Origin of the sequence: Ideonella sp., assembly GCF_041918995.1 — a bacterium.
In the GTDB taxonomy this organism is placed as follows: Bacteria; Pseudomonadota; Gammaproteobacteria; order Burkholderiales; family Burkholderiaceae_C; genus Ideonella.
Genome location: NZ_JAYRUN010000002.1, coordinates 41718 through 60635, shown reverse-complemented (window position 1 = coordinate 60635; position 18918 = coordinate 41718). Strand labels below are relative to the sequence as shown.

Genomic DNA, 18918 nt, shown 5'->3' with positions numbered 1-18918 from the left:
AACCCTTAAGATCGCGGCCGACTGGCGTCGCCGACGCCGCCCGGCCCGCTGTGGCCGCCCCACCGGAGTTCCTGCTTGAGCCTTCCGTCCCGCGTGCTGCACCCTGGCCTGCAGCAGAAGATCACCACGGCCGATGCGGCCGCCGCCCTCATCCGCCACGGGGACCACGTGGGCATGAGCGGCTTCACCGGGGCCGGCTACCCCAAGGTCGTGCCGGGCGCGCTGGCCCGCCGCATCGAGGCCGCGCATGCAGCGGGGCAGCCCTTCCGCGTGGGCGTGTGGACGGGCGCGTCCACCGCGCCGGAGCTCGACGGTGCGCTGGCCAAGGCCGAGGGCATCGAGATGCGCCTGCCCTACCAGTCGGACGCCACCTGCCGCCAGCGCATCAACGCCGGCGAGATGGAGTACCTGGACATCCACCTGTCGCACGTGGCGCAGCTGGTGTGGTTCGGCTTCCTCGGCAAGCTCGACGTGGCCGTGGTGGAAGTCTCCGGCGTGCGCGAGGACGGCCTGCTCATACCCGCCTCGTCGGTGGGCAACAACAAGACCTGGCTGGAGCAGGCCGACCGCGTGATCCTGGAGGTCAACGGCTGGCACCCGGCCGAGCTGGAGGGCATGCACGACATCTACTACGGCACCGAGCGCCCGCCGCATCGCCTGCCCATCCCGATGACCGCCGCCAGCGACCGCATCGGCGAGCCCTACCTGCGGGTGGACCCGGACAAGGTGGTGGCGGTGGTGCAGACGCACCTGCCCGACCGCAACACCGCCTTCGCGCCGCCGGATGCGGTGTCGGAGCGCATTGCGGAGCACATCCTCGACTTCCTGTCGCACGAGGTGAAGCGCGGCCGCCTGCCGGCCAACCTGCTGCCCTTCCAGTCCGGCGTGGGCAACACCGCCAATGCGGTGCTCGCCGGGCTGGACCGTGGCGGCTGGCGCGACCTGTCGGCCTACACCGAGGTGCTGCAGGACGGCATGCTGGCCATGCTCAAGTCGGGCACCCTGGCGCACGCCTCGGCCACGGCGCTGTCGCTCAGCCCCGAGGCGATGCAGGAGTTCCTGGCGCACCTGCCCTTCTACCGCGAGCGCATCGTGCTGCGGCCGCAGGAGATCTCGAACCACCCCGAGCTGATCCGCCGCCTGGGCATCATCGCCATGAACGGCATGATCGAGGCGGACCTGTACGGCAACGTGAACTCCACGCACGTGATGGGCACGCGCATCATGAACGGCATCGGCGGCTCGGGCGACTTCGCCCGCAACGCCTACCTGTCCATCTTCATGACCGCGTCCACCGCCAAGGCCGGCCGCATCTCGTGCATCGTGCCCATGGCCAGCCATGTGGACCACACCGAGCACGACGTGCAGGTGATCGTCACCGAGCAGGGGCTGGCGGACCTGCGCGGCCTGTCGCCGCGGGCACGGGCCCGCGTGGTGGTGGACCGCTGCGCCCACCCCGACTTCCGGCCCGCGCTGCAGGACTACATCGAGCGCGCCGAGGCGGCGGGCCGGCGTGGCCAGGGCGGGCTGCACACGCCGCACCTGCTGGCCGAGGCGCTGTCGTGGCACGAGCGCTACGAGCGCACGGGCAGCATGCGCGCCTGAGGGCCTGCGAGGCTCAGGCCGCGATGGCGCGCGCCAGGGCCTCGGCGATCTCCGAGCCGGTCTGCGGCCTCACCAGGCGCTCCACCTCGCGCCCGTCCTGCAGGAACACGAGCGTGGGCCACAGCTTGACGCCGAACGAGCGGCCCAGCGGGCGGCCCTTGCCGTCCTCCACCTTCACATGGCGCAGCGGCTCGTGCGGCGACAGGGCGCCTTCGATCAACGGCTGCGCGCGCTGGCAGTGGCCGCACCAGCCGGTGCCGAACTCGATGACGCTGAGGCCCCGCCAGGCGTCGACCTCGGCGCGGCTGGGTTCGGGGGTGGTGAACTGGGTGGTGAAGGCCATGGCGGGAGGGGTCAGGCCGCGTGCCGCAGTGGCGCGGCAGCGGGCACGGGCGCCGTCAGGGGCGGGCTGAGGGGAGGAGTGAGGGTGGGCGGGTGGGCCGGGCCGGCCTGCACGTCCGCCATCGCGTGGCCCAGCGCGCCGGAGCGCGCGAGCCAGCCATAAGCGTAGCGGTAGCCGTGGCCGCTGGGATGGATGCCGTCGGCGGAGAAGAACTGGGCTCGCTCGCGCGTGAGCACATGGCTGTGGCGGCTGCCGTGGAAGCCCACGTACTCGACGCCGTGGCGCCGCGCGGCGCGCTGGAACAGGGCGGCCGCCTGCCGGCTGCGGTGTGACAGCCACCAGCTGAAGGGCGGCCGGAACAGCGGTGCCAGCCCCACGTCCACCGGCCCCAGCCACACCACGCGCTTGCCCACGGCGTGCAGGCGCGGCAGCAGTGCGTCGGCGGTGGCCTCGATGGAGCCCAGGTTCGGCGTGCGCATGACGTCGTTGCCGCCGCAGTGCAGCAGCACGATGTCGAAGCGGCGGTCCAGCGGTCCCAGGCGCTCGAGCTGGGCCGGCACGTCGCCCAGGCAGGCGCCCGACACGCTCAGGTTCACCAGCTCGGCGCCCTGGCAGGCCGCGCGCACCAGCGCGCCGATGGACTCCGTGCGGCGCTCGGCGCCGATGCCCACGCCCGTGCTGTCGCCCACCACCAGCACGCGGCGGCGCGGCCGTGCCGCCCGGTACTGATAGGGCTGGGCGCGCGGGCCGCTGTCCACGCCCTGCCAGGCACGCCACACGCGCCATACCTGCTCGGCGGTCAGGGCGACCATCGCCACGCCGGCCGCCGCGGCCACGCCGGTGCCCACACGCGCCAGCACCCGGGTGACGGGGCGGCGGGTCAGCAGGCGCAGGGCGATGGGCAGCAGCAGGGGGTGCATGGCAGAAGGTGGTCTGCCGTGCCCTGGGCAATCACGGTGCCCGTCGGGGCGGGGCGGCGGCCGCGGCCAGCCCCTGCGGGCCGGCGCCCGAGAGCTCGCCGGCCAGGTGCTGCAGGTGGCGCAGGTGGTCCAGCACGGCTGGCAACGTGGCGGCGGCCAGGCGCTGCAGCCGCGCGTCCTGGCCCTGCCCGATCTCGTAGGCCAGCAGCTGGGCGGCCTTCTGGTGCTCGGCGACCTGCGTCTGCACGTACGCGCGGTCGAAGTCGGCGCCCTGCAGCGACTGCAGGTGCGCCAGCGTGGCCCCGTGGTCGGGGGCGGGCCGTGGCGGCCAGGCGATCTGGTCGTCGCGCGCCAGCGCCGCGAGCTGCTCGTTCACCGGCGGGTGGTCCTGCAGCATGCGGCGCGCGAACGCGCGCACCGGAGCGGCAGACGCGCGCGCGTCCGCGAGCCTGGCGGTCTCCACCTCGGCCATGCCGCCCGTGGCCATGAGGTGCACGAACAGCCGGTCGGTGAGGTTGGGCTGGCCCGGCGCCGGGGTGCCGGGCGCGGCCAGCGGCACGGCGGGCGTCATGCCGCCGGGGTTGCCCTGCTGGGCGTGGGCGGGCAGCGCCAGCGCCAGGGCGGCGGCCAGCAGCGAGGCGGGGGTGGGCGACATGGCGGCTCCTTGGCGGCGGGCGGGAGGGCGGACAAAGGCGGACAGGGCGGCTCACAGCGTGAGCAGGTAGGCGACCAGCGCCTCCTTCTCCTGGCCGCTCAGGCGCGTGCCCAGCACCAGGTTGAAGAACTCCACCGTGTCGTGCAGCGTGGGCAGCCGCCCGTCGTGCAGGTAGGGCGGCGAGTCCTTGATGCCGCGCAGCGTCATCGTCTTGATCGGGCCATCGGGCAGCTCGATGAAGTCGTTCTGTGTGCGGCCCACGCGGTAGAAGCGCTCCAGCTTCAGGTCGTGCATCGTCTGGTCCATGAACGCGTTCTGCGGCACATGGCACTGGGCGCATTGGGCCTTGCCCAGGAACAGCTTCTCGCCGGCCAGCTCCAGGGGCGTGGCGCGGGCCGGGTCGAGCCGGCCGAGCGGGTCCAGCTTGGGCGCGGGCGGGAAGTCGATGATGTTCTGCATCTGCGCCATCATCGCCACCTGGTTGGTGCGGTCGGGCAGGTTCGGTCCCTTGCGCGTGGCACTGACGTGGTCGCCGTTGAAGTAGGCGGTGCGCTGCTCGAACTCGGTGAAGTCCTCCACCGAGCGCAGCGAGCGCTTGGAGCCGTGGATCTGCTGGGCGAACATGCCGCGCAGGCTGGTGCTGTCCAGCCGGAAGCGCGCGGCCTGCGGCCGCACGTCCGGCGTCAGGTGGAAGGCGGCGTTGCTGTGGAAGTTGGCGTGGCAATCCAGGCAGGCCACGCCCTGGCTGGGCAGCGCCACCTTGCGGTCCTCGGTGAGGTTGAACTCCTCCTGCGGGAAGGGCGTGAGCAGCAGCCGCAGGCCCTCCATCTGCACCGGCGTCACCAGCCCGTTCATCAGCGCGTAGAAGTTGCGCAGGCTCAGCAGCTGCCCGCGCGACACATCGCCCAGGTGCGGCTGCGTCTGCAGGAAGATGGGCGGCGGGAACTCCGGCGTGAGGTGGTCGGGCAGGTCGAAGTCCACGTCGAAGCGCCGCAGGTCACGCTGCTCCAGGCGGGCGATCTCGTCGATCTGCCGCTGCGGGAACACCTGGCCGCCCGAGGCCTGCTTCACATGCGGCAGCGGCTTGAAGCCGTCGGGCAGCAGGTTGCGCTGCAGGATCTCCTGCGGGCTCAGGCGGCCCAGCGTGTCCCAGGTGACGCCGGCGGGCAGCTTGACGCGCACACCGCCCTGCACGGGCTTGCGCCCGCCGGACATCATCACGCCCGGCAGCGGGCGGTTGGCCAGGTCGTAACGGCTGGCCAGCAGGCCGGCCTGCCGCTGCATCACCTGCGGCTTCATGGCCTCGTCCTGCGCCTTCACCACCGAGAACGGCTGCGTGGGCAGCGGGCGGTAGGTCAGGTCGGCGGGCAGCGGGTCGATGGGCAGCGGGTCGGCCGTGACGGCCACGCTCAGCACGAGGCTGGAGGCGAACAGCGCGGCACCGGCGCACGCAGCGGCGGTGGGGGCGAGGCGGGGCATGGGCGTCTCCTGCTCGGCGGGGGTCGCCCCGGCGGGCAAGGCGCGTGCCGTTCAGTCGGCGCGTCAGACCCGCGCCCGCGCGGGCCGCGGCCGCGCGGCCTCAGTAGGTCTCGAGGTGCAGGCGCCCCTGCTGGCGCAGCGCGGACGCGGTGGCCGTCCAGTCCAGCCCGGCCTGCTGCGCGATGTCCTTCAGCGCCTGCACCACGCCCTCTTCCATGGCCTTCAGGCCACACACGTAGAAGTAGGCGTTCGGGTCGGCCAGCAGCGGGGCGAGCTCCGCGGCCTGCTCGCGCATCAGGTCCTGCACGTAGCGCCGTGGGGCGCCGGGCGTGCGGCTGAAGGCGAAGTGGAGGTCGATGAAATCCTTCGGCAAGTTTTGCAGCGGGCCGAAGTACGGCAGCTCCTGGTGGGTGCGGGCGCCGAAGAACAGCAGCAGGCGACCCCCGTCGAACTTGCCCGAGCGGCGCAGCCGGCGTCGCCACTCCGTCATGGCACGCATGGGCGCGGAGCCGGTCCCCGTGCAGATCATCACCAGGTGGCTGCGCGGGTGGTTGGGCATCAGGAAGCTGGTGCCGAACGGGCCGATGACCTCCACCGTCTGGCCCACGCGCAGGTCGCACAGGTGGTTGCTGGCCACGCCGCGCACGGGGCGGCCGTGGTGATCCTGCAGCACACGCTTCACGGTGAGCGACACGTTGTTGTAGCCGGGGCGCTCGCCGTTGCGCGGGCTGGCCACGGAGTACTGGCGGGCATGGTGGGGGCGGCCGGCCGCGTCGGTGCCCGGCGGCAGGATGCCGATGGACTGGCCCTCCAGCACCGGGAACGGCAGGGCGCCGAAGTCGAGCACGATGTGGTGGGTGTCGTAGGCCGTGCCGGCGTCGGTGACGCGCACGTTGCCCGCCACCGTGGCAGTGACCGAGCGCTCGGCCGCCCGCGGGCCGTAGAGGTTGACGTACGGGTGGGCGGCCGACCACGGCGGCACGGAAGAGCCCCAACTGGCGTGCGGCGTGGCCTCGGGCGCGCCGTCGCTGGGGGCGGCCGCCGGCGCAGGCGCCACCCGGGCTGCCGCCCCCGGGGCGTCCACGGGGTCGCCGCCGGCCGGCTCCGCCGCGCCCGCGGCGCTGGCCAGCTGCAGCGGCGTCAGCTCCGGCGGCAGGGCGTCCCAGCCGAGCTGATCCTGCACGCTGTACGCCGCCTGGCGCGGCATGGTGCGCCAGTTGTCGATGGACCCGGTGGGGCAGGGCGGCACGCAGGCCATGCACGCGTCGCAGCGTGCCGCGTCCACCACGTAGTTGCGCTCGTCGTGGGTGATCGCCCCCACGGGGCAGGTCGCCTCGCAGGTGTTGCACCGGATGCAGATCTCCGGGTCGATCAGGTGCTGCCGGATCACGGTCGGGGCGATGTCCATGGCGACGGGGCGGCGTCGGTGCGCGTCAGTTGAACCGGACGTATTCGAAGTCCACCGGCTGGCGGTTGATGCCCATCACCGGCGGGGCGATCCAGTGCGCGAACCTGCCGGGCTCGACCACGCGGCCCATCAGGCTGGCGACGAAGGCGCGGTCGGCGGCCGAGGGCAGCCAGTCGTCCACGCGCGCGGCCCATTCCGCCTCGGACACGACCTGGCCCTCGGGGGACACCTTGGCGCCGGCCAGCGTGCCGATGCTGCGGTGGAAGGCCTTGTGCGGGGTCTTCAGGCGGAAGGGGATGCCGGCCTTCTCGATGACCTTGTTCCAGCGCTCGACGCCGGCGATGGAATCCTTGATGTAGTCGTCGCGCAGCACCTCGTTGAGCGCGTTCAGCATGGGCACTTCCTTGTCCACCAGCTGCCCGCCCTGCAGGTCGAGCACGCGGTAGCTCTGGCCGCGCAGCTGGTGGTCGTCGGTGCGCTTGCCTTCCTCGAAGCGGCCCTTCAGGCCGGTGGAGTAGAAGGTGGCGGCGTTGCTGGACTGGTCGGCGCCGAACAGGTCGATCGTCACCGAGAAGTGGAAGTTCAGGTAGCGCTGCAGCGTGGGCAGGTCGATCACGCCCGCGGCGCGCAGGCGGGCCGGGTCGTCCGTCTTGAGCTCGTTCATCACCTGGCAGGTGCGCTGGATGACGCGGCTCACGCCCGACTCGCCCACGAACATGTGGTGGGCCTCCTCGGTGAGCATGAACTTGGTCGTGCGCGCCAGGGGGTCGAAGCTGCTCTCCGCCAGCGCGCACAGCTGGAACTTGCCGTCGCGGTCGGTGAAGTAGGTGAACATGAAGAAGCTCAGCCAGTCGGGCGTGGGCTCGTTGAAGGCCTGCAGGATGCGCGGGTTGTCCTGCTGGCCGCTGCGGCGCTCGAGCAGCGCCTCGCCTTCCTCGCGGCCGTCGCGGCCGAAGTACTTGTGCAGCAGGTACACCATGGCCCACAGGTGGCGGCCTTCCTCCACGTTCACCTGGAACAGGTTGCGCAGGTCGTACTGGCTGGGCGCCGTGAGGCCCAGGTGGCGCTGCTGCTCCACGCTGGCCGGCTCGGTGTCTCCCTGGGTGACGATGATGCGGCGCAGGTTGGCGCGGTACTCGCCGGGCACGTCCTGCCAGGCGTCCTCGCCCTTGTGGTCGCCGAAGTGGATCTTGCGGTCCTTCTCGGCCGGGTTCAGGAAGATGCCCCAGCGGTAGTCGGGCATCTTCACGTGCCCGAACTGGGCCCAGCCCTGCGGGTCCACGCTGATGGCGGTGCGCAGGTAGACGTCGAAGTTCTGCGAGCCGTCCGGCCCCATGTCGGCCCACCAGTCCAGATAGTTGGGCTGCCACTGCTCGAGCGCGCGCTTGAGCGTGCGGTCCTCGGCCAGGTTGACGTTGTTGGGGATCTTCTCGCTGTAGTCGATGCTGCTCATGGCTGTCCTTCGTCTCGTGTGGGGCGCCGGGCGGGGGTCAGACGCGCTGCCAGCCGAAGCCGGGCTTGTCGCCGGTGCCGTAGACCTTCAGGGCGCCCTTGTCGCCCACGGCGTTGGGGCGCTGGAAGATCCAGTTCTGCCAGGCGGTGAGCCGGCCGAAGATGCGGGTCCACATGGTCTCGGGCCCGTTGAAGCGCAGGTTGGCCTCCAGGCCGGTGAGCGCGTCCGGGCTCATGGCCACGCGTTCCTCGATGGCGATGCGCGTCTCGTCCGGCCAGTCGATGTCGTCGGGCGCGCTGGTGACCAGGCCCAGCGCCAGCGCGGCGTCGCCGTCCAGCGGCTCGCCCAGGCGGGCCCGCACGGCGTCCAGGGCCTCGGCCTCGCCGTAGAAGCGCCGCGCCAGGCGGCTCTGCCCGGTGGCCAGGGGGTACAGGCCGAAGTTCACCTCGTCCACGGCCAGGCGCGGGGCGCGCTCGGGTGCGTCGGGCAGCACCAGCATGTAGCTGCGGTCGGCGGCCAGCGCCAGCTCCAGCAGCGTGCCGGTGAAGCAGGAGCCCGGCTCGATGAGGGCGAACAGCGTGCGCGAGGACACGTCCAGCCGCGCCAGCGTGCGGCGCAGCAGGCCCACCGTCTCGCGCACCAGCCAGTGGCCGCCGTGCGCGCGCAGCGTGGCGTCCATGGCCTGCACGGCGGCGGGGTCGCCCTGCGTGGTGAGCAGCCAGGTGCCCAGCTCGCCTTCGTTGGTGCGCATGGACAGGATGGCGTCGTCCAGCTCGCGTGCCATCTGCAGCGGGTACCAGGCGGCGCCGGCGGCCTCGATGCCGGCGACGTCGGCCGGCTGGGACCCCGCCGGGGCACGCACCACGAAGGTGGCGGTGCGGCGCGCGCGGTCCATGGTCACGCTGACATGGCGGTAGTGCAGCGCGTCGGGCTCGATGCGGCGCTCCAGCGGGGTGAGCGGCACGCCGCGCGCTCCGGTGGGCCGGTCGCTGGTGGCGGCCAGCTGCAGCGCGCGCTCCTGCACGCGGGCGGCGAACTGGGCGGGCTTGACCACCTCATCCACCAGGCGCCAGGCCTTGGCCTTCTGGCCGCGCACGCCCTCGGTGGTGGTGCAGAAGATGTCGGCCAGGTCGTGCCGCACGCGGCGCTTGTCGGTCAGGCGGGTGAGGCCGCCGGTGCCGGGCAGCACGCCCAGCAGCGGCACCTCGGGCAGGCTGACGGCGCTGGAGCGGTCGTCCACCAGGATGATCTCGTCGCAGGCCAGGGCCAGCTCGTAGCCGCCGCCGGCGCAGGCGCCGTTCACGGCGGCCAGGAACTTCAGGCCCGACTGCGCCGAGGAGTCCTCGAAGCCGTTGCGCGTCTCGTTGGTGAACTTGCAGAAGTTCACCTTCCAGGCGTGGCTGGACACGCCGAGCATGAAGATGTTGGCGCCCGAGCAGAAGACGCGGTCGCGGGCACTGGTGACCACCACGGTGCGCACCTGAGGGTGCTCGAAGCGGATGCGGTTCACCGCGTCGTGCAGCTCGATGTCGACGCCCAGGTCGTAGCTGTTGAGCTTGAGCTTGTAGCCGGGCGCGATGCCGCCGTTCTCGTCGATGTCGCAGGCCAGCGTGGCCACGGCCCCTTCCACGCGCAGCTGCCAGTGGCGGTAGCGGGACGGGTCGGTCTGGTAATCGACACGGGGCGGGTCGACGGGCGGGGCGGACAGGCTCATGCGCGGTCTCCTTGGGGCGGCACGGCACCGGTGCCGCCATGAGACGCAGCATAGTGCATCGCTGTTCCGCACGCAAGCAGTTTACTGCATGCGTGTGCCCCGGAGTGCGCTGGGGGATCAGGGCGCCAGGCGCAGCGCCTCGCGGACCACGCGCCGCAAGGCGGCGAAGGTGGCCTCCAGGGTGTGCGCGCTGGTGTCCACCCGGTAGTCGGCCTTGGAGTAGAAGGCCGCCCGGCCTGCCAGGATGCGCTTGAGGTCGTCCATGGCCTCGCGGCTGGCGGCCATCGGCCGCAGGTCGCCCTGGGCCTGCACGCGCCGCATGTGGTCTTCGGGCTCCGCCTGCAGCCACACGGTGGTGCAGTGCGACAGCAGCAGGTTGAAGGTGGCCGCGTCCGACACCAGCCCGCCGGGCGTGGCGATCACCGCCTCGGGGTAGATCTGGATCGCCTCCTCCAGCGCCCGTCGCTCGTAGCGCCGGTAGGCGTTCTGCCCGTACAGGGCCTGGATCTCGGAGATGCTGCAGCCGGCGAACTTCTCGATCTCCCGGCTCAGCTCCACGAAGGGAAAGGCCAGGTCGTCGGCCAGCATCTGGCCGAGCGTCGACTTGCCGGCGCCGCGCAGGCCCACCAGCGCCACGCGCGGCGGCCGCTCGCCGTCGGCCCGCTGCGCACTGGCGCCCGTGCCCAGCAGCTCGCCGATGGCCAGGCGCACCCGGTGCAGGCTGGGCTCGTCGCGGTGCTCCAGCATCTCGCGGATCAGCAGCCATTCGGGCGAGGACGTGGTGACGTCGCCGATCAGTTCCGCCAGTGGGCACTGCAGGGCCTGCGCCACCTGCAGCAGCACCAGGATGGAGGCGTTGCCGGTGCCGTATTCCAGGTTGGCCAGGTGCCGCTCGGACACCTCGGCGGCGGCGGCCACGGCCTTGCGCGTCATGCCGCGGCGGGCGCGCAGCGCGCGCACACGCTCGCCCAGCGCCACCAGGAAGGGGTGCTTGTCCTCGCTGCCGGGGGGCGCGGCGCCATCGGCGTCGGTGGCGGCGGAGGGATGCAATATAGTGCTTGACATGGTCCGGGGCCGGATCTAGAGTGCCTGCAAGCACAATAGTGCATCCCACCCCCCGGTGCAAGCCGGGCAGGTCAAAGGAGACAGCGATGCCCACCGGCCCCGGACCGCGCCTGAACTTCGCGCAGCACCTGTTCGGCCTGAACGCCGGCCATGGCAGCCGCAGCGCCTTCATCGACGACCAGGGCGCGCTCAGCTACGCCGCGCTGGAGACGCGCAGCCGCCGCCTGGCAGCCGGGCTGCTCGCGCAGGGGCTGCAGCCCGAGCAGCGCGTGCTGCTGCTGATGCACGACACCACCGACTGGCCGGTGGCCTTCCTGGGTGCGCTGTACGCCGGCCTGGTGCCGGTGGCCGTGAACACGCTGCTCACCGCCGACGACTATGCCTACATGCTGCGCCACAGCCGGGCGCACGCCGCGCTGGTGTCGGCGCCGCTGTGGCCGGTGCTGCAGGCGGCCATGGCACAGGCCGAGGTGGCCCTGCGCGCGGTGGTGGTCTCGCGCGGGCCCCAGGGGGCGGTGGCGGGCTCCATGGCCTTCGACGAGGTGCTGGAGCGCCATGCGCCGCTGCAGGCACCGGCCGACACGGGCGCCGACGAGCCCGCGTTCTGGCTCTACTCCTCAGGCTCCACCGGCCGGCCCAAGGGCACGGTGCACACGCATGCCAACCCGTGGTGGACGGCCGAGCTCTACGGCCGAGGCGTGCTGGGCCTGACCGGCGAGGACGTGTGCTTCTCCGCCGCCAAGCTGTTCTTCGCCTACGGGCTGGGCAACGGGCTCACCTTCCCCTTGAGCGTGGGGGCCACCACGCTGCTGATGGCCGAGCGGCCCACGCCGGAGGCGGTGTTCCGGCGCTGGCGCGGCGAGGTGGGCGGCGTGAGGCCCACGGTGTTCTTCGGGGCGCCCACCGGCTATGCCGGCATGCTGGCGGCGCCCGGGCTGCCGGCGCGCGGCGAGGTGGCCCTGCGCCTGTGCTCGTCGGCCGGCGAGGCGCTGCCGGCCGAGCTGGGCGAGCGCTTCACGGCGCACTTCGGCTGCGAGATCGTCGACGGCATCGGCTCCACCGAGATGCTGCACATCTACCTGAGCAACCGCCCGGGCGGGGTGCGCTACGGCACCACCGGCTGGCCGGTGCCCGGCTACGACATCGCGCTGCGCGGCGACGACGGCCAGCCCGTGGCCGACGGCGAGACCGGCGACCTGTACGTGCGCGGCCCGAGTGCGGCACTGATGTACTGGGGCCAGCGCGACCGCTCGCGCGAGACCTTCCAGGGCGACTGGACGCGCACCGGCGACAAGTACCTGCGGCACCCGGACGGCAGCTACACCTACGCCGGGCGCAGCGACGACATGCTCAAGGTGAGCGGCATGTACGTCTCGCCCTTCGAGGTGGAATCCACGCTCGCCCAGCACCCCGCGGTGCTGGAGGCGGCCGTGATCGGCGTGGCCGACCCCGACGGCCTCACACGCACCAAGGCCTTCGTGGTGCTCAAGCCCGGCCAGACGGCCAGCGATGCCGAGCTCAAGGCCTTCGTGAAGGACCGGCTGGCTCCGTACAAGTACCCGCGCCAGATCGCCTTCGTGGACGAACTGCCCAAGACGGCCACGGGCAAGATCCAGCGCTTCCGCCTGCGCGAGCAGGAGCGCGCGGCGGCCGCGTGACGGCGACGCAGCACGTGGCCCTGGCCGGCCTGGCCGCTGCCGGCGGCGGGCCCATGCACATCGAGTACCGCTGGCTCGCCGCCGAGCGGCACGACCGGCCGCTCATGGTGTTCCTGCACGAGGGCCTGGGCTCGGTGTCCCTGTGGCGCGATTTTCCGCAGCGCCTGGTGGACGCCCTGGGCTGGCGCGGGCTGCTGTACTCGCGGCCCGGCTATGGCCGCTCGACCCCGCGGGCGCCGGGCGAACGCTGGGCGCCGAATTTTATGCACCGCCAGGCCCACGAGGTGCTGCCGGCCCTGCTGGCCGCGCTGCAGGTGGACACCGTGGCCGAGCCGCCCTGGCTGTTCGGCCACAGCGACGGCGGCTCCATCGCCCTGCTGCATGCCGCGCGCTTTCCGGGCCGCGTGGCCGGGCTGGTGGTGCTGGCCCCGCACATCCTGGTGGAGGACGTGTCCATGCGCAGCATCGCCCAGGCGCGCGAGGCCTACCGTGCCGGCCCCTTGCGCGAGCGCCTGGCGCGCCACCACGACGACCCGGACTCGGCCTTCTGGGGCTGGAACGACATCTGGCTGGATCCGGCCTTCCGCGGCTGGTCCATCACCGGCGAACTCGCGTCCATCCGCTGCCCGGTGCTGGCGGTGCAGGGTCGCGACGATGAATACGGCAGCCTGGAGCAGGTGCAGGGCATCGCGCGCCAGGTGCCGGGCACCGAGGTGCTGGAACTGCCCGATTGCGGCCATTCGCCGCACCGTGACCAGCCCGGGCGGCTGACCGACGCCGTCCGGCACTTCCTCGCCACGCGCGCCTGAGCGGCCTTGCGGCGGGCCGGGCGCTCATCCCGCTGCGCACTCCGTCACACGGCGCGGGCCCCCCCCGGCCGCGGGCGTGAGGATCGTTGAAGCTTTTGTGATGGGCAACGCCGGCCGCCGGCCGCACACTGCGGGCCTCTTCCTTCACTGACACCTGCCTGCCCGGCGCCGCCCGCGGTGGCAATCCATTTCGGAGCGATTGATGAACAAGACGAGCTTCCCGGTCACCCAGCTGGTCGCCGGCCTGGGCCTGGCCTTCGCCATGATGGGCGCGCAGGCCGCTGCCGACACCACCCGTGTGATCGTGACCTTCAAGTCGGGCGAGCAGGCGGCGAAGATGGCCCGTGCCGCCATCGCCAACTTCGGCGGCCGCATCAAGGTGGAAATCGACGGCCGCAACGTCGCCGTCGAGCTGCCCAAGGCCGCTGCCCAGGCCCTGGCCAAGCACGCCGCCGTGGAGCTGGTGGAGGAAGACGGCAAGCGCTACCCGCTGGCCCTGACCACCCCGTCCACCGGCAAGCCCTACAAGCTCGGCCAGCTGGTGCCCTACGGCATCAAGCAGGTGCAGGCCGACAAGGTAAAGGACACCAACGCCGCCAACCGCAAGATCTGCATCATCGACTCGGGCTACGCCCTGGGCCATGAGGACCTGCCGGGCGTCGACACCGTCGCCGGCGAAGACGATCCGGGCGGCGCCGGCCTGTGGAGCACCGACGAATCGCACCATGGCACGCACGTGGCCGGCACCATCGCCGCCGTCAACCAGGCCGACAAGGGCGTGGTGGGCGTGCTGCCGAACAAGAAGATCAAGCTGCACATCGTCAAGGTGTTCGGTGCGGACGGCTGGGCCTACTCGTCCACCCTGTCGGCCGCGGCCAAGAAGTGCCAGGCCGCCGGCGCCAACGTGATCAGCATGTCCCTGGGCGGCCCGCTGCCCAACGCCAGCGAGCGCGCCACGTTCGACAGCCTGCAGGCTGCCGGCATCCTGTCCATCGCCGCGGCCGGCAACGGCGGCAACACGATGACCTCGTACCCCGCCGGCTACGCCGCGGTGATGTCCGTGGCCGCCGTGGACGAGAACGCGGCCTGGGCGAGCTTCTCGCAGCGCAACAAGGACGTCGAGATCGCCGGCCCGGGCGTCGGCGTGCTGTCGTCCGTGCCCATGGGCACCGGCTCGGCCCCGGCCCTGACCGTGGGTGGCACCACCTACGCCCCCGGCGCCATGGACGGCTCCCCGGTGGCCAGCACCACCGCCCCCCTGGCCGACTTCGGCCTGGGTGAGACCATCGACACCTCGGTGGCCGGCAAGGTGTGCCTGATCCAGCGCGGCAACATCGCCTTCTCCGACAAGGTGCTGAACTGCCAGAACTCCGGCGGCGTGGGCGCCGTGGTCTACAACAACGTGGCGGGCGGCTTCGCCGGCACGCTGAACGGCGTGGCCACCACCATCCCGTCGGTCACCGCGTCCGACACCGAAGGTGCCGACATGCTGACCAAGCTGGGCCAGAGCGCCGCCGTGGCGGTCGAGACCACGAACTACGCCTACTACGACGGCACCTCGATGGCCACGCCGCACGTGTCGGCCGTCGCCGCCCTGGTGTGGAGCTACTTCCCCACCTGCACCGGCGAGCAGATCCGCCAGTCGCTGAACAAGTCTGCCAAGGACCTGGACGTGGCCGGCCGCGACAGCAAGACCGGCTACGGCCTGGTGCAGGCCCTGGCCGCGAAGAAGCGCATCACCGCGCAGGGCTGCGGCAACTGACGACCGACGGCAGCCTCGCGCTGCCTGCGGCAAGACGACGGGGCCCCACGGGGCCCCGTCTGCCTTTCACGGCGACCGCACCTGCACGAAGCGACGGACGTTGAGCGCGCGGGCCATGAACACGCCGCTGCACAGGCCGAGCACCAGGCTCACGGCCGGACCAAACCCGGCCAGTGCGCCCAGCGGCAGGCGCGCGCCGTGCACGATGCCGACGAAGAACTTCAGCGCGAAGATGCCCATCATCAGGGCCAGCGGCAGCCAGCTGCCGGGCACGAGCACCCGTGACGAGCCGGGCACGCGCGACATGCCCACAGGGCCCACCCAGGGGCGGCTGCCCACCATGCTGGCCACGAGGCCGAGCGCCCAAGGCACGAGGCTCCCGGGCGACGCGCCGAACGAGCTGATCACCCCGTACAGCGAGTAGGCCCCGAACCCCAGCGCCGTCAGCGCCGGCACCACGGGGCGCACGGCCCGGGGACGGCTGAACAACAGGCCCAGCGCCAGCAGCGCGAGCAGCACACCGTAGACCCAGGCGGGCACATGCGAGAGCATTTCGATCTCCTTCGTCGAGTTTGACGCCGACTCTGCCGACAGCCATCATGCAACTTGAAGTGGACTTCAAGTCAAGGGATTGCCATGGCCTTGGACATCGCCGACGTTGCCAGGAGGTCCGGGGTGGCCGCCTCGGCGCTGCGGTACTACGAGCGCAAGGGCCTGATCCGTTCGCTGGCGTCGGACGGAGCGCGCCGCAAGTTCGCGCCCGCGGTGCTGGACCAGCTGGCCCTCATCGCACTGGGTCAGGCGGCGGGGTTCTCGCTGGACGAGATCCGCGCGATGCTGACACCGGACGGGGAACCGGACATCGACCGGGCGCGGCTGGCGGCCAAGGCCGACGAGCTGGAAGCGACCGCCCGGCGCCTGCGGGCGATGGTGCGCGGCCTGCGGCATGCGGTGGTGTGTCCGGCGGCCAGCCATGCCGCCTGCCCGTCGTTCCAGCGGCTGCTGTCGGCGGCGGCCGCCGGTGCGCTGCAGAGCCGGCAGCGGGAGGCGTCTGCCGCGGCTGGCCCGGCCACGGCGCCACGCGCGCGCGCACGCCGGCCGGGATGAGCGCAGGCGGGGCGGCCGGCGGCAGCGCTCAGTCCGGAGCCAGCAGGGCATCGACGGCACGGCGCGTGAGTGGTGCCACGACCAGCACGACGGGAAAGGCCACCAGCCAGGCGGTGAGCCAGCCCGAGGCCCACAGGCCCGCGAAGCCGGGCCCGAGGCCGGTGGCGCGGTACGTGGCAATGCCGGAGACCAGCAGCGACATCAGCCCGGACAGGATCAGGCCGAACAGCAGGGGCGCATAGCGGCGGGCGATCATGGCACTCATGCCTCCACCGATGCCGACGCCGCCGCCGCCGCCGACGCTGACAGCGGCGTGGCATTCACGCGCAGCAGCGTGCGTGCCACGGTGCGGCCGAACAGGCGCGCGGTGCGCACGTCGCCCGGCGCAAATTCATCGGCCGGAGCCGAATGCCCCGCCTGGGCCATCAGGCCGGACCAGGAGCCCAGGCGGTTGGCTGCTTCGTCGTAGGGCACGCCGCTGTGCTGCTCGGGGAGGATGGGGTTGCCCACCCACAGCATGCCGTGCTGCATGGCGAAGACGAACATGGACATCAGCGTGGACTGCTTGTCGCCCGCTGGCAGGGACGACACCGTGAAGCCGGCGGCCAGCTTGCCCTTGAGCGCCTGCGTACGCCAGAGGCGGCCGGTGGCGTCCATGAAGGACTTGAACGGCGCGGACACCCCGCCCAGGTAGGTGGGCGAGCCCAGGACGATCCCGTCGTACGCGACGAGGTCGTCGGGCCGCGTGCCGATGTCCTCGGCCCGCACGAGGTGTGCCTGCACGCCGGGGACCTGCTGCGCGCCTTCGAGCACCTGGCGTGCGATGTGCTCGGTGTGCCCGTGGGCGCTGTGGTAGACGATGGCGAGTTGCATGGGGGTTCTCCGGTGAGGGGGCGGACTTCCGAACGGGTGGGGGCTCGTCATCGGGAAATCCGGGCGATGCGAGGCGATCCAGGGCCAGGGCACGGCCGGGCGAGCCCCGGCCGCCGGTCAGGGCAGGACGCGCGAGAGCACGAGGGCGCTCAGGTACAGGCCCATGCCGAACACCGCATGGTTGGCCAGGCTGCGCGCGCAGTTCTTGAGGGGCGTGGCTGTGCGGGAGGCGGCGACGCCCTGGCCCATCGCCGGCTGCATCACCAGCAGCGGCATGGCCACCGTGGCGACGCCCGTGAGGAAGGCGGGCAGGAACCGGGGTGCCTGGAGCCAGTCGGTGCCCTGCATGGCCACCAGCGCGGCGGCGAAGGCGATGCCAACGGCGTAGTGCGTGGCCCAGCCCAGCGCGAGCTCATGGTCCACCGGTTCGGCGCGGGCGATGGCCGCGTGGCGGAACCGGCCGCGGCCCATGTGGGCCACCCAGCGACCGATGAGGGCGAAGCTCCCGGTGGGCACGCCCACCCGCTTCAGTGCGGCCAGCCACAGGTCCAGCAGGGCGGTGGCGCCGATGCCGATGAGGACGGCGGCCAGCAGGGGCGGCAGGGTGTTCATGGGGGCTCCTTTGACGGGGTGGGATCCGTGGCCGAACTGTAGAAGTTGAAGTCAACTTCAAGTCAAGCCGTCCGTCGAAGAAGCCCGACCAACGGCAGGGGCAAGCCCTGCCGGTCGGCGCCGTGGGTGTCAGGCGGGGTGGAGCGCCGTCTGCGCCGCCACCGGCTCCAGCACCATCAGGCCCGAGGCCGTGTTCGAGATGGGGATGTGGTAATTGCGGTGCACCTCCCGCACCTGCTCGCCCAGCGCTGCGCGCGTGGCCAGCCACATGAGCAGCTCCACGCCCTGGGTGCCGGCGTGTTCCACCAGCTCATGGGTGCTGTACTGGGTCGCCCAGCGCGGCTCCGTCACCAGGCTGTCCATGAAGCGCAGGTCGAAGGCCTTGTTGATGAAGCCCGCGCGCGGCCCGTCCAGCTGGTGCGACAGCCCGCCCGTGCCCAGCACGAGCACCCGCTGGTCGGCGCGCCAGGCACGCACCGCGCGTCCGATGGCCTCGCCCAGCGCGTGGCAGCGCCGGGCGCTCGGCAGCGGCAGCTGCACGGTGTTGATGCACACCGGCACCACGCGCACCGGCCAGGCCTGGTCCGGCCACAGCAGGGCCATGGGCAGGGTGAACGCATGGTCCACCACCATCTCCTGGCAGGTCGTGAGGTCGAACTCGTCGGCGACCAGCGATTCGATCAGGTGCCAGGACAGGTCCTGCTCGCCGCGGAAGGCGGGCACCTGGGGGATGCCCCAGCCCTCGTCGGCATTCAGGTACTCGGGTGCCGCGCCCACCGCGAAGGTGGGCATCTTGTCGAGGAAGAAGTTCAGCCCGTGGTCGTTGTAGATGACGACGACCACGTCGGGACGCGCGGTGTCGTGCAGCCAGCGCCGCACCGGCACGAAGCCGTCGAAGAAGGGCTTCCAGTAGGGCTCGTCCTGCAGGCCCTGGGCGATCGCGCGGCCGATGGCCGGCACATGGGAGGTGGTGATGCCACCGACGAGGGTTGCCATGGGGACTGCTCCGGGCGGGGGTGTGGCGGGATCAGTTGGCGTGCGCGAGCAGCATGGCCTTGAAGGCGTCCTTGCTCATGCCGGTCTGCAAGGCGCCCAGGTCCTGCACGTCCAGGCCCAGGATGCCGGCGAACTTGGCCAGGTAGTAGACGTTGCCGCCCTCGGCGATGAGGCCGGCCACGTCGCGCTCGCGGATGGCGCGCGTCTGCGCGGGCGTGAGGCCGAAGCGCGCGCAGCAGGCCGCCTCATCGCGCTGGAACTCGGCGCGGTTCGCGGCGCTGTTGAACGAGTAGCACATGCGGTTCAGGGCATAGCCCTTGCGGGCCTGGGTGCCGTCGAACAGCGTGGTGCCCGGGATGGGCCGCGGCGTCGGGGGCATGGGTGTCTCCTGGGGAAGCTTGTCGTGCATCAAGGCCGGGCGGTGGCCGCCCGGTTGTCGAGTGTGCAAAGCGCTCGCCG

The 18918-nt window shown here is 72.2% G+C and carries 19 protein-coding genes; 5 read left to right on the top strand and 14 right to left on the bottom strand.

Going from position 1 to position 18918, the window contains the following annotated elements:
• Nucleotides 1-75 precede the first annotated feature (75 nt).
• Nucleotides 76-1605 (top strand): acetyl-CoA hydrolase/transferase family protein, encoded by a 1530-nt coding sequence (locus ACE3UN_RS02065; protein WP_374673246.1) that lies wholly within the window; start codon nucleotides 76-78, stop codon nucleotides 1603-1605.
• Nucleotides 1606-1618: 13 nt separating this feature from the next.
• Here ACE3UN_RS02065 and ACE3UN_RS02060 read toward each other — a convergent pair whose 3' ends face one another.
• The 8 genes from ACE3UN_RS02060 to ACE3UN_RS02025 all read right to left on the bottom strand — a co-directional run bounded on the left by ACE3UN_RS02060 (nucleotide 1619) and on the right by ACE3UN_RS02025 (nucleotide 10642).
• On the bottom strand, nucleotides 1619-1948 hold the full coding sequence (locus ACE3UN_RS02060; RefSeq protein WP_374673245.1) for a thioredoxin family protein: 330 nt from the start codon (nucleotides 1946-1948) through the stop codon (nucleotides 1619-1621).
• A gap of 11 nt (nucleotides 1949-1959) precedes the next feature.
• Nucleotides 1960-2868, bottom strand: coding sequence for a GDSL-type esterase/lipase family protein (locus tag ACE3UN_RS02055; RefSeq protein WP_374673244.1), 909 nt, complete (start codon nucleotides 2866-2868; stop codon nucleotides 1960-1962).
• A gap of 31 nt (nucleotides 2869-2899) precedes the next feature.
• On the bottom strand, nucleotides 2900-3523 hold the full coding sequence (locus ACE3UN_RS02050; RefSeq protein WP_374673243.1) for a DUF4142 domain-containing protein: 624 nt from the start codon (nucleotides 3521-3523) through the stop codon (nucleotides 2900-2902).
• Nucleotides 3524-3574: 51 nt separating this feature from the next.
• Complete coding sequence (locus ACE3UN_RS02045) at nucleotides 3575-5002, bottom strand: hypothetical protein (protein WP_374673242.1); 1428 nt, start codon at nucleotides 5000-5002, stop codon at nucleotides 3575-3577.
• 100 nt (nucleotides 5003-5102) lie between these two features.
• A complete protein-coding gene (boxA, locus tag ACE3UN_RS02040; protein WP_374673241.1) occupies nucleotides 5103-6410 on the bottom strand; it encodes a benzoyl-CoA 2,3-epoxidase subunit BoxA in 1308 nt (435 codons plus the stop codon).
• A gap of 25 nt (nucleotides 6411-6435) precedes the next feature.
• Complete coding sequence (boxB, locus tag ACE3UN_RS02035) at nucleotides 6436-7863, bottom strand: benzoyl-CoA 2,3-epoxidase subunit BoxB (RefSeq protein WP_374673240.1); 1428 nt, start codon at nucleotides 7861-7863, stop codon at nucleotides 6436-6438.
• Nucleotides 7864-7900: 37 nt separating this feature from the next.
• Nucleotides 7901-9577 (bottom strand): 2,3-epoxybenzoyl-CoA dihydrolase, encoded by a 1677-nt coding sequence (gene boxC / locus ACE3UN_RS02030; RefSeq protein WP_374673239.1) that lies wholly within the window; start codon nucleotides 9575-9577, stop codon nucleotides 7901-7903.
• A 117-nt stretch (nucleotides 9578-9694) separates the two neighbouring features.
• The gene (locus ACE3UN_RS02025; protein ID WP_374673238.1) at nucleotides 9695-10642 is read right to left on the bottom strand and encodes a helix-turn-helix transcriptional regulator; all 948 of its coding nucleotides are present in this window, start codon (nucleotides 10640-10642) and stop codon (nucleotides 9695-9697) included.
• A gap of 86 nt (nucleotides 10643-10728) precedes the next feature.
• Between ACE3UN_RS02025 and ACE3UN_RS02020 the strand changes: the two genes are divergently transcribed.
• The 3 genes from ACE3UN_RS02020 (at nucleotide 10729) to ACE3UN_RS02010 (ending at nucleotide 14871) form a co-directional block, all read left to right on the top strand.
• A complete protein-coding gene (locus tag ACE3UN_RS02020; RefSeq protein WP_374673237.1) occupies nucleotides 10729-12300 on the top strand; it encodes a benzoate-CoA ligase family protein in 1572 nt (523 codons plus the stop codon).
• A gap of 53 nt (nucleotides 12301-12353) precedes the next feature.
• Nucleotides 12354-13109 (top strand): alpha/beta fold hydrolase, encoded by a 756-nt coding sequence (locus ACE3UN_RS02015; protein WP_374673446.1) that lies wholly within the window; start codon nucleotides 12354-12356, stop codon nucleotides 13107-13109.
• Between the two features lie 202 nt (nucleotides 13110-13311).
• A complete protein-coding gene (locus ACE3UN_RS02010; protein WP_374673236.1) occupies nucleotides 13312-14871 on the top strand; it encodes a S8 family serine peptidase in 1560 nt (519 codons plus the stop codon).
• A 66-nt stretch (nucleotides 14872-14937) separates the two neighbouring features.
• Here ACE3UN_RS02010 and ACE3UN_RS02005 read toward each other — a convergent pair whose 3' ends face one another.
• On the bottom strand, nucleotides 14938-15423 hold the full coding sequence (locus ACE3UN_RS02005; RefSeq protein ID WP_374673235.1) for a DUF6622 family protein: 486 nt from the start codon (nucleotides 15421-15423) through the stop codon (nucleotides 14938-14940).
• 90 nt (nucleotides 15424-15513) lie between these two features.
• Between ACE3UN_RS02005 and ACE3UN_RS02000 the strand changes: the two genes are divergently transcribed.
• Nucleotides 15514-15978 (top strand): helix-turn-helix domain-containing protein, encoded by a 465-nt coding sequence (locus tag ACE3UN_RS02000; protein WP_374673445.1) that lies wholly within the window; start codon nucleotides 15514-15516, stop codon nucleotides 15976-15978.
• Between the two features lie 28 nt (nucleotides 15979-16006).
• On the opposite strand, the gene ACE3UN_RS01995 is transcribed toward ACE3UN_RS02000, so the two are convergent.
• The 5 genes from ACE3UN_RS01995 to ACE3UN_RS01975 all read right to left on the bottom strand — a co-directional run bounded on the left by ACE3UN_RS01995 (nucleotide 16007) and on the right by ACE3UN_RS01975 (nucleotide 18838).
• Entirely contained in the window at nucleotides 16007-16243 is a 237-nt protein-coding gene (locus tag ACE3UN_RS01995; RefSeq protein ID WP_374673234.1) for a DUF2798 domain-containing protein, read from the bottom strand.
• A complete protein-coding gene (locus ACE3UN_RS01990; RefSeq protein WP_374673233.1) occupies nucleotides 16240-16851 on the bottom strand; it encodes a flavodoxin family protein in 612 nt (203 codons plus the stop codon). The genes ACE3UN_RS01995 and ACE3UN_RS01990 overlap by 4 nt, the downstream gene beginning before the upstream one ends.
• A 117-nt stretch (nucleotides 16852-16968) precedes the next feature.
• Complete coding sequence (locus tag ACE3UN_RS01985; RefSeq protein ID WP_374673232.1) at nucleotides 16969-17463, bottom strand: DUF2938 family protein; 495 nt, start codon at nucleotides 17461-17463, stop codon at nucleotides 16969-16971.
• Nucleotides 17464-17592: 129 nt separating this feature from the next.
• Nucleotides 17593-18459, bottom strand: a complete 867-nt coding sequence (locus ACE3UN_RS01980) for a class III extradiol dioxygenase family protein (protein WP_374673231.1) — start codon at nucleotides 18457-18459, stop codon at nucleotides 17593-17595.
• A 31-nt stretch (nucleotides 18460-18490) separates the two neighbouring features.
• Nucleotides 18491-18838 carry a protocatechuate 4,5-dioxygenase subunit alpha gene (locus ACE3UN_RS01975; protein WP_374673230.1) on the bottom strand — a complete coding sequence of 116 codons (348 nt, stop codon included), beginning with the start codon at nucleotides 18836-18838 and terminating at the stop codon, nucleotides 18491-18493.
• Nucleotides 18839-18918 lie beyond the last annotated feature (80 nt).